This window comes from Actinomadura terrae (genome assembly GCF_022751215.1).
Lineage (GTDB): Bacteria > Actinomycetota > Actinomycetes > Streptosporangiales > Streptosporangiaceae > Spirillospora > Spirillospora terrae.
Genome location: NZ_JAICDG010000002.1, coordinates 1437261 through 1450190 on the forward strand (window position 1 = coordinate 1437261; position 12930 = coordinate 1450190).

Below are 12930 nucleotides of genomic sequence, written 5' to 3' on the forward strand. Positions count from 1 at the left end.
CAATTCCCCACCGGTGCCGGGGGAATTCCGAGCGGGGGAGGCCCGCGCGCGGGATCGAAGGAACGCAATAACAGTCTCATTTGCGACAAAAGCCAGGTAATGCCAGCAGGTCATAACCAAAGTGAATGGGGTTGTTCCACCGCGTTTTCGGGACCGGTCAGACCGGTCGAACCGATGCGGTGATCTGGGTCGTGACCTGGGAGGACGGCAGCATGACGGTCACCTTGAGCCCCCCGCCGGGACGCGGCCGCGCCGCCACCGTCCCGCCGTGGGCGCGGGCGATCGACCGCACGATCGACAGCCCGAGCCCCGCCCCGCCCGAGGTGATGACGCGGTCGGAGCCGAGCCTGCGGAACGGTTCGAACAGCGCCGGGACCTGGTGCGGGGGGACGGCGGGCCCCGAGTTCGCCACCTCCAGGACGGCGTTCCCGCCGTCCGCGCGGCATACGACCCGGACCCACCCGCCGGGTCCGGAGTTGTGCCGGATTCCGTTCTCCACAAGGTTCTGCACGACCCGCTCCAGGAGCAGCGCGTCGCCCGACGTCACGGCCTCGGTCGTCTCCGCCCGGACGGTCACGCCCGCCGCGTCCGACTCGGCCACGGTCTGCGCGGCGACGTGCCCGACCACGTCGGCGAGGTCGACCGGCGCGCGGTCGGTGACCTCGCTCTCCGACCGCGCGAGCAGCAGCAGGCCGGTGATCAGCCGCTCGTGCCGCAGGTTGATCTCCAGCAGCGTCTCGCCGAGCCGCAGCACGTCCGGCGACGCGTCCGCGCGGTGCATCGCGACCTCGACCAGCGCGCGGCCGAGCGTGAGCGGGGTCCGCAGCTCGTGCGAGGCGTTGGCGACGAAGCGGCGCTGCCCGTCGAAGGACCGGTCGAGCCGCTCCAGCATCGTGTCGAAGGTGTCGGCGAGCCGTTTGACCTCGTCGTCGGGGCCGTCCAGCGCGATCCGCTCGTGCAGGCCGCGGTCGGCGGCGGGCGCGCCCGCGATCCGCCGCGCGGTCTCGGTCACCCGGTCCAGCGGCGTGAGCACGCGCCCGGCGATCAGCCAGCCGAGGCCCGCCGCGACCCCGCCGACCACCAGCAGCGCGATCGAGCCCTGCGTGACCATCGAGGTCGTCGCGGCCTCGCGCATGTTGGCGCGCTGCCGCCGCATCAGCGCGTCCACGTCGCCCATGGCCTTCGCCTGCTCGCGGGCGGACTGCTCGGGGTCCTCCTGCGGCGTCCCGGGCCGGGTGATGGCGGTCTTGGCGAGCACCTGCGGGCCGCCGCGCGTGAGCTGCTGGTCGATCAGCGCGTAGGTGACGCCGAGCAGCACCAACCCCGCGGCGAGGAACAGCCCGCCGTAGGTCAGCGTCAGCCGGGCCCGCAGCGACAGGTGCCGCGGTCTGATCAGCGCGATACCGGGCCTCATCACGGGATGCGATACCCCGCTCCCTTGACGGTCTCGACGACGGGCGGATCGGCGAGCTTGCGCCGCAGCTTGAGGATCGTCAGCCGGACGGCGCCGGTGAACGGGTCGGCGTGCTCGTCCCACACCTTCTCCAGCAGCTGCTCGGCGGACACGACCGCGCCGTCCGCGCGCAGCAGCTCGGTCAGCACGGCGAACTCCTTGCGCGCCAGCGGGACGTAGCGGCCGTCGCGGAACACCTCCCGGCGCGCCGGGTCGAGCGCGATGCCCGCGCGGCGCAGCGTCGGCGGCGCGGCCGGGCGCGACCGCCGGCCGAGCGCGTGCACGCGGGCGGCCAGCTCGGAGAAGGCGAACGGCTTGGTGAGGTAGTCGTCGGCGCCGAGCCCGAGCCCCTCGACCCGGTCGGTGATCTCGGCGGCGGCGGTCAGCATCAGCACCCGGGCGGCCGTCCGGCCCTCCGCCGGCGCGCTGCCGACCAGCTCGCGGCAGACATCGTCGCCGTGCACGAGCGGCAGGTCCCGGTCCAGGACGACGACGTCGTAGCCGTTGACGGCGGCGCGCTCCAGCGCGGACGCCCCGTCGTAGGCGAGGTCGACCGCGTGCGCGTCGCCGCGCAGCCACTCCGCTATCGCTTCGGCGAGGAGCCGCTCGTCCTCGGCCACCAGTACCCGCATCCCGGCTCCCTTCGCCGTGCCTTCGGGCCGAATAGTGCCCGACGCGCTGTTTCCTCCGCGTTAGGAACGCACCCGGCTCCAGTGGGAAACGCGGGGGAAACGTCCGATCGCGTTGCATCGCTCTCCGTCGGCCCGGGACGAGCCCGGCGACCTGAAAATGGAGAAGACGGATGCGAATGTGGAGAACGGCGGCGCTGCCGCTCGTGCTGGCCCTGGCGCTCACCGGATGCGGTTCGGACGACGGCGACGAGGGCGGCGTCGCCTCCGTGGCGGGCGCCGCGAAGCCGGGGCAGAGCGGCGCGGCCGCGCCCGGAAAGAGCCTCAGCCCCGACGAGAGGAACGTGAAGTTCGCCGAGTGCATGCGGCAGAACGGCGTCCCGATGGACGACCCGAAGCCCGGCCAGGGCATCCAGTTCAAGGTCGAGGGCGGGACGAAGAAGGAGACCGTCGACAAGGCGATGGCGGCGTGCCGCAAGTTGAACCCGCAGTCGGACGGGTCGGGCAAGACGGATCAGCAGCAGCAGGAACGGGTCCGCAAGTTCGCCGAGTGCATGCGCAAGAACGGCGTCGAGTCCTTCGCGGACCCCAAGCCGGGCCAGCAGGGCATCATGATCGACAAGAAGCTGGCCGACGACCCCGAGTTCAACGCCGCGCAGGAGAAGTGCAAGGAGATCATGGCGGGTGGCGGCCCGGGCGGCGCGGGCGGCGGGAAGTGAGGAGGCGCACGCGGGTCGCCCTCGCCGCCGCCGTCCTCGTCGCGGCGGGCGGCGGCGCCACCGTCGCGGTGGTCGGTTCGGGCGGTTCGGGCGGGTCGGGCGGTGCCCGCGCCGCCGCGCTCCCGCCGGGCACCGCCAAGGTCACGCGCCAGTCGCTGCGCGACACCCGGACCGAGGACGGCAAGCTCGGCTACGGCCCGACGTTCACCGCGACGAGCCGCCTGCGGGGCACGGTCACCCGGGTCCCCAAGAGCGGCGACGAGATCACGCGGGGCAAGCCGCTCTACGAGGTGGACGGCGACCCGGTCACGCTGATGTACGGGTCGCGGCCGGCCTACCGGCCGCTGACGGTCGGGACGGAGGGCTCCGACGTCCGCCGCTTCGAGGAGAACCTGTCCAAGCTCGGCTACGACGGGTTCACGGTCGACAAGGAGTACACCGCCGACACCGCCGACGCCGTCCGCGAATGGCAGGACGACCTCGGCCTCCCCGAGACCGGCGAGGTCGAGCTCGGACGCGTGGTGTTCGCACCCGGCGCCATTCGGGTGGACAGCGTCCAGGCGGGCGCGGGCGACCCGACCGGCCCGGGCCAGAAGGTGCTCACCTACACCGGGACCGACAAGGCGGTGACCGTCGAGTTGGAGACCGCCGACCAGCGGATGGCGAAGAAGGGCGCGGCGGTCGAGGTCGCGCTCCCCGAGGACGAGACCGTCCAGGGCCGGATCGACGAGGTCTCCACGGTCATCGAGCCGGCGTCGAGCCAGGGCGAGGACCCGAAGACGAAGGTCGAGGTGACGGTGTGGCTGCGGTCGCGCAAGGCGCGCAAGGCCGCCGCCCCCTACGCCCTGGCGTCGGTCGACGTCACGTTCACGGCGGGACGGCGCGACAACGTCCTGACCGTGCCGGTGTCGGCGCTGGTCGCGCTGAAGGAGGGCGGCTTCGGGCTCGAGGTCGTGCGGGGCGGCGCGTCGTCCTACGTGCCGGTCGAGACCGGGCTGTTCGCGGACGGCCGGGTCGAGGTCTCCGGTGCGGGCATCGCCGAGGGCACGGTCGTGGGGACGCCCACATGATCGCGCTGCGGGACGTGACCAAGGAGTACGCGGGCGGCGTCCGCGCGCTCGGCGGCGTGACGCTGCGCGTCGAGCCGGGCGAGCTGGTCGCGATCGTCGGCCCGTCGGGGTCGGGCAAGTCGACGATGCTGAACGTCCTCGGCACGCTGGACCGGCCGACGTCGGGCAGCGTCCACATCGCCGGCTACGACGTCGGGCGGCTGCCCGACGCCAAGCTGTCGGCGCTGCGCGCGCACCAGATCGGCTTCGTCTTCCAGCAGTTCCACCTGGCCCAGGGGACGAAGGCGATCGACAACGTCGCGGGCGGGCTGCTGTACACCGGGCTCGGCTCCGGCGCGCGGCGGCGGCGCGCCGCCGAGGCGCTGGAGCGGGTCGGGCTCGGGCACCGGATGGGGCACGAGGCGCACGAGCTGTCGGGCGGCGAGCGGCAGCGGGTCGCGATCGCCCGCGCGGTCGCCGGGGACCCCGCGCTGCTGCTCGCCGACGAGCCGACCGGCGCGCTGGACTCGGCGTCCGGCGAGGGCGTGATGGCGCTGCTGCGCGGCCTGCACGAGGCCGGCACCACCGTCGTGATCATCACGCACGACCGGGAGATCGCCGCGAGCCTGCCCCGCCAGGTGCGGATGCGCGACGGCCTGATCACCGCCGACTCGGCGCTGGAGGTGCGGCGGTGACCACTGTGCCGCGCCCTCCCGGTGTGCTGCGCCCGGCGCGGCTCGGGCCGCGCGACGTCGTGCGGGTCGGCGCGGTCGGGCTGCGCACCCGTCCGATGCGGGCGTTCCTGTCCGCGCTCGGCATCGCGATCGGGATCGCCGCGATGGTCGCGGTCGTCGGGGTCTCCGCGTCCTCGCGCGCCGACCTCGACCGGGCCCTCGCCGCGCTCGGCACCAACCTGCTCACGGTCGCGCCCGGCAACACGCTGACCGGTGAGAAGGCCAGGCTGCCCCTCGAATCGGAGTCGATGGTCAGGCGGATCGCGCCGGTGCGGGAGGTGTCGGCGGTCGGGCTGGTGGACGACGCGAAGGTCTACCGGACGAGCCGCATCCCCGAGACCGACACCAAGGGCATCGCCGCCTACGCCACCCGCGCCGACCTGCGCGCCGCGACCGGCGCCGCGCTCCACAGCGGCACGTGGCTGAACGGGGCGACGGCGTCGTTCCCGGCGACCGTGCTCGGCTCGACCGCCGCGCGGCGGCTCGGGATCGGGCACGCGGGGCCCGACGTGCAGGTGCTCATCGGCCGGACGCTGTTCACGGTCGTCGGCATCCTGGACCCGGCGCCGCTCGCCCCCGAGCTGGACAGCGCCGCGCTCGTCGGCTGGCCGGTCGCGCAGGCGCGGCTCGGCTTCGACGGGCACCCGACGACGATCTACACGCGGTCGCGGGACGCGAGCGTCGAGCAGGTCCGCGAGGTGCTCGGCGCCACCGCGAACCCGGAGGCGCCGAACGAGGTGGAGGTGTCGCGGCCCTCGGACGCGCTCGCCGCGCGCAAGGCGGCGGGCGAGGCGTTCACCGGCCTGCTGCTCGGGCTCGGCGCGGTCGCGCTGCTGGTCGGCGGCGTCGGGGTGGCCAACACCATGGTCATCTCCGTGCTGGAGCGCCGCTCGGAGATCGGGCTGCGCCGCTCGCTCGGCGCGACCCGCGGCCAGATCCGCACGCAGTTCCTCTCCGAGTCGCTGCTGCTGTCGCTGCTCGGCGGCGCGGGCGGCGCGCTGCTCGGCGCGCTGGTGACCGCCGTCTACGCCCTCTACCAGGGCTGGCCGGTCGAGGTGCCGGCGTGGGCGGTGTTCGGCGGGATCGCCGCGACGCTGGTGATCGGCGCGGTCGCGGGCCTGTACCCGGCGATCCGCGCGTCGCGGCTGTCGCCGACCGAGGCGCTGTCGGCGGCCTGAGGGCGGGGGCCGGGCCGGGGCAGGACCGGGGCGGGGTCGGGCCGGGGCGTCGCGCCCCGGCCCGGTGCCGTCAGGCCCCGGCGGCGAGGAGGTCCTGAAGCTCCTGGACGGCGCGGCGCAGCTCGTCCGCGAACACGTGCATCGCGTCCGCGACGTGCTCGGGCGTGCTCAGGTAGACGGCGAGCCGGTCCGGCAGCAGCACGTAGGCGACGCCGATGCACTGCTCGCTGGTCGACCCGAAACCGAACGCCTGGATGTGGACGGACGGCGCCGAACTCGTGCTCAGGTAGTCGTCGCGCATGACCGTCCAGCCCGGCGAGTCGAACAGCGCGAGGTGCTCGGTCACGCCCAGCTCCGTGCCCCGCCGCTTCTGGATCAGCTGCAACTCCCAGAGGTGCTGCTCGGGCGCCCGGCCCGCCTGGCACTCCTTGGCCCGCCGGACGTGCGCCTCGGCGGCCGCGCGGAACGCCGCCGCGCGGGCCGCCGGGCCCGCGTCCGGGTCGTCCATGGCCTCCACGAAACGCAGCACCTGCGGGGTGACGACCCGCATCGCCTCGGTGCGCCCGGCCCGGAACTGCCGGGTCGCGATCGACTCGTAGGTCGCGCCGGTCAGGCCCTTCGCGCGCCGGTGCGCGAGCTGGTAGGCCATCTGCACGAACGCGTCCGGCGACATGCCGAGCGCCTTGGCGTTGTTCGCGCCGAAGTCGTCGAACGTCACGAGCCTCGTCGCGGTCGCGGCGGCGTAGGCGGCGAACGCCGCGTCGGCCTCGCGGATGTCGGTGCGGAGCGCGTCGTCCAGCACGAACGTGATCGGCTCCAGGTGGGGCGCGCCCTGCGACCGGGCGCCGGACGCGCGCGAGTGCTCCTTCGCCGGGGTGCCGAGCAGCGCGTCGACGAAGCCGAGGATCGTCGTGCCGTCCAGCTCGCAGTGCTCGACGTTGATCCCGGCGCGGCCGTCGCCGAACACGACCAGCGAGACCGCCTTGTCGAACCACCGGTTGCCGCTGCCGCCGTGCAGGAGGTGGTCGCCCGCCTCCTGCGCGTTCGCCGGGGCGAAGTCCTCCAGGCAGACGCAGAACAGCGCGGTCTCCACCGCGTCCAGCGCCGCCCTGTTCCCGGGGTGGACGGCCAGCAGCGCCTCCCGGCTCGCCGCCCACTCGGCCCGCGCCTTCGTCGTCAGCGACCCGGGGGAGGGCTCCAGCGCCGGGGACGCCTTCATGATCTGCTGGAGGGCGCCGGTCAGCTCGTCGAGCGTGTGCGGGCGCCCGTCGGGGCCCAGCACGTCCATCCTGACCATGTTGTCGCGGAAGAAGACCAGGATGTGCTTGGCGTCGGACGGTCCGGGGTGCTCCGCCGAGTACGGCGCGCGGACGGTGTCCTGCACGGCGCCGGGGATGCGGGTCGCGGAGTACAGGTACCGGTTCTGCGCCATCGTCTGCGGCCGCCCGCGCTGGAGGACGGGCGGCAGGCGCTCGGCGTCCAGCGCCAGCTTGTGGTCGAGCGCGCCCGCGATGAGCCCGGCGGCGCGCTCGGCCTGCCCCTCGCCGGTGTCGTGGAACAGGAAGAAGAAGTTCGCGTTGAGCGCGATCCGGTCGCGGCGGCCGAGGTAGCGGTAGGGCCAGAAGGTGTCGAGCCAGCTGTGCACGCCCTCGGTCGCGTCGTAGCGTTCCAGCGCCGCGTGCAGGGCCCGGCCGGGGCCGCCGGGTCGGGTGAACTCCGCCAGCGCCTCCCGCGTCCGCGCCAGCTCCGCCTCGGTGAGCAGCGGCGCGCACCACTCCAGGAACCGCTCGCCGGTCTCCTCCAGCGTGGGCAGCGGCACCCGGGGCAGGGCGTCCTCGTAGTCGAACGTGCGAGGGGAGGGTTCTGTGTCGGTGTCAGCCGGGCTCGCGTTCACGTTCCGTCCTCGATCCGAGATCACTGGGGGCGTGGCATGCGGTGCGGGTGCGGGTCATGCGGGGCGTCCTGTGCGGGGCGTCCTATGCGGGGCGGGAGATGTAGAGCTGGGCGTAGAGCCAGCCCGAGGTCTCCAGGCCGGTCGGGTCGATGCCGGCGTCCGACAGCCGGTCCAGGATGAGGTCGCGCTCCTGCGGCGCCGCGAACCGGCGCTGCCGGAACAGCCCGTCGTGCCGGACGGTGCGGTACCCGGCCTCGGCGAGCCGGGCCGCGACCGCGTCGAACGGGAACATCCGCAGCACGAAATGCGCCATCCACGGCGGCCGCCCGCCGCACGCCGCGACGATCCGCATGATCGTTTTCTCGGTGACATATCCGAGGCAGCCGGTGGAGATGGCGATATCGGTCTCGGCGAGCCGTTCCCGCTGCTCGTCGGACGGGTCGCCGCTCTCCAGGTCGGCCTGGACGGCGCCGTCCAGATAACCGGCCTCAAGGGCATAGGAAAGCGCGTTCTCGGAGGCGTCCAGGCCGAGGAAGCGGACGGGTTCGGCGGGTTCACCGGAACGGATCGACTCCCGATCTCGGGCCAGCAGGGAGGCGCGCGACTGCCCGTGGACATCGCCGCCGCTATACCGATCGTACAGCTCGCCCATCGTCGCGCCGTACTTCAGCAGTGCGGCATTGATTCCGTAGGAGCAGCCGATGTCGAGAACGGTCGGGTCCGTGACCCCGCGTGCCCGGCGGTATTCGGCGATAAGTCCGTTGAAGTGTGGTTTGGCCAACTCTGGTATAGAGTATTCGAGTTCGCGGAGAGTGCCGAAGTAGGCACGCGGATCGGGTCGCGTGTAGATGTGGCCGAGCGAGATCTTCCCGGACGTGTCGACGCGCACGATGGCGGTCCTCCTAATCCAGTAGCCGGTCGACCCGTACGGCGCGTCCCTCCGCCGCCAGGTGCTCGGGCAGCACGCGCCCGAAGAGTTGCCGCGTCCGCGCCACGCTGCCGATGACCCCGGGACGCTCGCTGTAGGCGAGGATCGCCGTGTGCCGCTCCCGCGTCCCGGCGACCGGGGTCACGCGGTGCAGCGAATAGCGTCCCTTGAACAGCTGGAGGTCACCCGGATTCAGCGTGAGCCGCCGGACGAGGTGCGCGCCGTCGCCGGTCAGCACGCTCCGCACCGCGCCGAAGTTCTCCTCCCGCGCGGTCCTGATGTTGGGGCAGTACTCGAACACGCCGCCCTCCTCCGGCTCCTGCGTCAGCAGCGACACCGTGAACTCGTTGGTGTCGAAATGCCACGGGTGCTCCATGCCGGGCCGGACGACGTTGAGGCACAGTCCCGACAGCGGGTCGCCGAGTTCGTGCACCCGGGGCAGGCCGAAACAACTCGCGACGAAATTCTGGAACAGCTTGTTCGAATAGAGCCGGTGTACGAGATGGGTGCTGGGAATGCGGTCCCGCGGGACGAAGGAATTGCCGCGCTGGACGGTGATGCGCGCCGGATGTCCGTCCGGCAGCGGGGAGCGGACATCGATGTTGTAGGCATTCACGGTTTCGACGCCGTCATGTGCCTGCGGGGCGATCGCCGCGCACTCCTCCCGCAGCGTCTCGCGCAAAGCCGGATGGATGAAATCGGCCAGTACGCTGCATCCGGATTTCGCCAGGTCGGCCCGGATGCGGGAAACGACGCTCCGCCACGCCCCGCCCTCCGGGTCCTCCAGTGGATAACCCTCTGTGTTGACCACCTGATCGACCGTGTGAGTGTCCGCCGCGGCCATGTGGTTCCTTCCGAGTGAGTCGACCTCAATCGGGTTTTAGCACAGGTCACTGGAGAATAAACGACGGCGTTTTCGGTCGGGTGTCAGCAAAAAGCGATAAGGCCCGCCCGTGACCTGTGACTTAGCACGTTCGCGTGCGGCGGCCGAGCGCCGCACCGAACCCGGTTATGTGTCCCACATCACCTTCCGGGCGCCTCGGGGGCGGCGTCGGGCGAGCCCCCGCCTCGTGGCCACGGACGATCTACCGTGAACAATCCCTTACGCGGCGGCGTCACCCTCTGGTGGAATGCCTGACCACAGGAACGAGCAAGGGGAACGCGTGGCGGACTGGCGGCTGTCGGAGTTCATCGAGGCGCGGGAGCTCGGGCGTGGGGCGCAGGGACGGGTCGTCCTCGCCCACCACGCCGAGGCCCGTACCCCCGTGGCGATCAAGTACCTGGCGCGCGGCGACGCCTCGGCGCTCGCGAGCCTGCGCGCCGAGGCGCAGATGCTCGGGCGGCTGACCAGCCCCTATGTCGCGCGCCTCTACCGATTCACCGAGAGCGAGCACGGCGCGGCCATCGTCATGGAGGCCGTCAACGGCGCGTCGCTGAAGGACGTGCTGGCCGAGAACGGGCGGCTGGAGCCCGAGGCGGCGCTGCTGGTGCTGAAGGGCTCGCTGCTCGGGCTCGCGGCGGCGCACTCGGTCGGCGTCGTCCACCGCGACTACAAGCCCGCGAACGTCGTCGTCCAGGCGGACGGGCTGAGCAAGCTCGTCGACTTCGGCGTCGCCGTGCTGGCCGGGCAGGGCTCGTTCGCCGGGACGCCCGCCTACATGTCGCCCGAGCAGTGGCGCGGCGAGCCCGCCACCCCGGCCACCGACGTCTACGCCGCGACCTGCGTGTTCGTCGAGTGCGTCACCGGGCAGCGGCCGTTCCGCGCGACCGAGCGGGCCGCGCTGATGAACCAGCACCTGACCGCCGCGCCGGACGTGGCGGACATGCCCGAGGCGCTGCACCCGCTCGTCGCCGAGGGGATGGCGAAGTCCCCGCAGGAGCGCCCGCCGGGCGCGGCGGCGTTCGTCTCCCGGCTGGAGGCCGCGGCCGCCGCCGCGTACGGGCCGGACTGGGAGCAGCGCGGCGTCCGCGCCCTCGCCGCCGCGGCGGTCGGCCTCGCGGCGCTGTTCCCGCTCGGCGCGCTGACCGTCGCCCCGGGCGCGGCGGGCGCCGCCGCCGGTACCGCGGGCGCCGGATCGGCCGCCGGGAGCGGCGGGCTCGGCACCGCCGGTACCGCCGGGACCAGCGTGAGCAAGGGCTTCCTCGCCACCGCCGCCGGGAAGAGCGCGATCGCGGTGGCGGGCGTCGCCGTCGTCGCCACGTCCGCGACCGTCGCCGTCCAGGCGACGAAGGGCTCCGACAAGAAGGAGCCGGATCCGGTCGCGGCCGTCAGGCTCGCGTCCCAGACCCAGACGATCGGCGGGCTCCAGATCGAGAACGCGCGGTACGTCACGGTCAGCGGGCTCGGCGACCTCGCGCTGGAGAAGCGCGTCAACCAGGAGCTCCGCGCGCCCCTCGACCGGCTGATCACGATCGGGAGGGGCACCCCCGGCCAGGTCAAGTGCAAGGGCAACTCCGTCAAGGTCTTCACGACGGCGCGGGCGGGGTTGCAGGGGCCGCGTCTCGTGTCCGTCCGGTACTTCATGCAGTCGGACTGGTGCAAGCAGGCGGACGGCGCGATCGGCGGCGAGGTCGTCACCGTCGACCTGCGCACCGGCAAGCGGCTCACCGCCACCGACGTCTTCCGGCCCGAGACGCTGACGGCGGCGGGTGTGGCGCGGCTCCAGACGCTGTTCACGCAACGCGACAACGGCCACGACCGCAAGTGGACCGACTGCAACTCCGACGGTCGGTTCGAGCGGACCGACTTCTTCCCGAACCGTTCCGAGGGCACGACGATCAAGGGGATGGAGATCGGCCCGCCCCGGCTGAGCGCGTTCCTCACCCCGGCCGAGTTCCGCCTGGCGTGGCTGCACGGGGGCAGCGACGGCTGCGGCAACCTGGACTTCGGTGCGTCCTACGCGAGCGTCCGCGCCCTGCTCAAGCCGGACTTCGCGGCACTTCTCCCGAAATAGCGCGGACGGTGACGCTCCCGTCCCATGGGTAGAGGATTCAGGAGGGTTCCACAGGGACGGGTGTGTCGAAGGGGCGGCGATGGACGCGAGCCGCGGCGAGCGGATGCTGAGCAGGCTGGTGGCGGCGAGTCACCTGATCGCCTTGGAGCAGTTGCCGGGCGTGGTCGTCGAGCACGCGGCCCGCGCGGGTCTCCACGACGTCCTGATCTACGTGGTCGATCTCCAGCAGAACGTCCTGAAGCTGCTGGTCGGGCAGGACGAGGGCGAGGGAGGCAGGTGGGGCGCGGAGGACGCCGAGATCCGCGTCGACGGGACGCTCGCCGGGCGCGCGTTCCAGAGCGTCCGGACGGTGGCCGGGCACCCCGCCGACGACGGGGCCCGCCACCACTGGGTGCCGATCCTCGACGGCACCGAGCGGCTCGGCGTCCTGCGGGTGACCGCCGCCCGCGACGACGAGACGGCCCTGCGGGACGCCGAGGACCTGGCCGGGCTGATCGCCCTGATCATCGTCAGCAAGGGGCCGGCCAGCGACTCCTTCTCCCGCCTGGTGCGCAGGCAGGACATGACGGTGTCGGCGGAGATGCAGTGGCGGCTGATGCCGCCGCTGACCTTCGCCACCGACCGGGTCGTGATCGGGGCGGCGCTGGAGCCCGCCTACAAGCTCGGCGGCGACACCTTCGACTACGCGCTCGCCGGCGACCGGGTCTTCCTCGGCGTCTTCGACGCCATGGGGCACGACACCGCCGCGGGTCTGTCGTCCAACCTGGCCGTCGCGGCCTGCCGCAACAGCAGGCTGCGGGACGGTGACCTCGCGGCGGCCGGCCGGGCGATCGAGGAGGTCCTGCTCGAACAGGACCGGTCGGGACGGTTCGTCACCGCCGTCCTCGCCGACCTCGACCTTCGCACGGGCATGCTGACCTGGGTGTCCTACGGGCATCCGCCGCCGGTGGTGATCCGCGGCGGGCGCTGGGCGACCACGCTGGACTGCTCGCCGGCCACTCCGCTCGGCACCGGCCTCGGCGTGGAACCGGAGCTGTGCCGCGAACAGCTCGAACCCGGCGATCGCCTGCTGCTCTACACCGACGGCATCGTCGAGGCGCGCGCCCCCGACAAGCAGGAGTTCGGCCTCGTCCGGTTCGTGGACTTCATCATCCGCCGCAACGCCGACGGGCTGCCCGTCCCCGAGACCCTGCGCCGCCTCATCAACAGCATCCTGGACCACCATGCCGGGCGGCTGGACGACGACGCCACCGTGCTCGTCCTGGAATGGCGCGGCCAAGCTCCACCGGCGAGCGCCGTCGAGGGCGTGGCCCAGACCTGAGGCGCCCCGCCGAGGCCGGCGCCGCCCGGGGGGCGAAACGCGAACGCGCCGGGCACCCCCCCTGGACGCGG

At 73.0% G+C, this 12930-nt stretch carries 11 protein-coding genes; 6 read left to right on the forward strand and 5 right to left on the reverse strand.

Going from position 1 to position 12930, the window contains the following annotated elements:
* Positions 1-157 precede the first annotated feature (157 nt).
* Both K2F47_RS16635 and K2F47_RS16640 read right to left on the reverse strand, forming a co-directional pair.
* Positions 158-1414, reverse strand: coding sequence for a sensor histidine kinase (locus tag K2F47_RS16635; protein WP_242904076.1), 1257 nt, complete (start codon positions 1412-1414; stop codon positions 158-160).
* Positions 1414-2085, reverse strand: a complete 672-nt coding sequence (locus K2F47_RS16640) for a response regulator transcription factor (RefSeq protein WP_242904084.1) — start codon at positions 2083-2085, stop codon at positions 1414-1416. Before K2F47_RS16640 ends, K2F47_RS16635 begins: the two co-directional genes overlap by 1 nt.
* 170 nt (positions 2086-2255) lie before the next feature.
* On the opposite strand from K2F47_RS16640, the gene K2F47_RS16645 reads away from it, so the two are divergent.
* From K2F47_RS16645 to K2F47_RS16660, 4 genes are read left to right on the forward strand one after another with little or no spacing between them, the layout of a single operon-like run.
* On the forward strand, positions 2256-2801 hold the full coding sequence (locus tag K2F47_RS16645) for a hypothetical protein (protein WP_242904086.1): 546 nt from the start codon (positions 2256-2258) through the stop codon (positions 2799-2801).
* Positions 2798-3871 carry a peptidoglycan-binding protein gene (locus tag K2F47_RS16650; protein ID WP_242904101.1) on the forward strand — a complete coding sequence of 358 codons (1074 nt, stop codon included), beginning with the start codon at positions 2798-2800 and terminating at the stop codon, positions 3869-3871. Before K2F47_RS16645 ends, K2F47_RS16650 begins: the two co-directional genes overlap by 4 nt.
* Complete coding sequence (locus tag K2F47_RS16655; protein WP_242904103.1) at positions 3868-4545, forward strand: ABC transporter ATP-binding protein; 678 nt, start codon at positions 3868-3870, stop codon at positions 4543-4545. Before K2F47_RS16650 ends, K2F47_RS16655 begins: the two co-directional genes overlap by 4 nt.
* 5 nt (positions 4546-4550) lie before the next feature.
* The gene (locus K2F47_RS16660) at positions 4551-5762 is read left to right on the forward strand and encodes an ABC transporter permease (protein WP_372490871.1); all 1212 of its coding nucleotides are present in this window, start codon (positions 4551-4553) and stop codon (positions 5760-5762) included.
* Between the two features lie 70 nt (positions 5763-5832).
* Here K2F47_RS16660 and K2F47_RS16665 read toward each other — a convergent pair whose 3' ends face one another.
* The 3 genes from K2F47_RS16665 to K2F47_RS16675 all read right to left on the reverse strand — a co-directional run bounded on the left by K2F47_RS16665 (position 5833) and on the right by K2F47_RS16675 (position 9395).
* The gene (locus tag K2F47_RS16665; RefSeq protein ID WP_242904107.1) at positions 5833-7656 is read right to left on the reverse strand and encodes a choline/carnitine O-acyltransferase; all 1824 of its coding nucleotides are present in this window, start codon (positions 7654-7656) and stop codon (positions 5833-5835) included.
* Positions 7657-7738: 82 nt separating this feature from the next.
* Positions 7739-8545, reverse strand: a complete 807-nt coding sequence (locus K2F47_RS16670; RefSeq protein ID WP_242904109.1) for a class I SAM-dependent methyltransferase — start codon at positions 8543-8545, stop codon at positions 7739-7741.
* Between the two features lie 13 nt (positions 8546-8558).
* A complete protein-coding gene (locus K2F47_RS16675; RefSeq protein ID WP_242904111.1) occupies positions 8559-9395 on the reverse strand; it encodes a HalD/BesD family halogenase in 837 nt (278 codons plus the stop codon).
* Positions 9396-9747: 352 nt separating this feature from the next.
* On the opposite strand from K2F47_RS16675, the gene K2F47_RS16680 reads away from it, so the two are divergent.
* Together K2F47_RS16680 and K2F47_RS16685 are read left to right on the forward strand one after the other, a co-directional pair.
* Positions 9748-11538 carry a serine/threonine-protein kinase gene (locus K2F47_RS16680; protein ID WP_242904113.1) on the forward strand — a complete coding sequence of 597 codons (1791 nt, stop codon included), beginning with the start codon at positions 9748-9750 and terminating at the stop codon, positions 11536-11538.
* A 79-nt stretch (positions 11539-11617) separates the two neighbouring features.
* Positions 11618-12859: a PP2C family protein-serine/threonine phosphatase gene (locus tag K2F47_RS16685; protein ID WP_242904115.1), complete on the forward strand. Its 1242-nt coding sequence runs from the start codon at positions 11618-11620 to the stop codon at positions 12857-12859.
* Positions 12860-12930 lie beyond the last annotated feature (71 nt).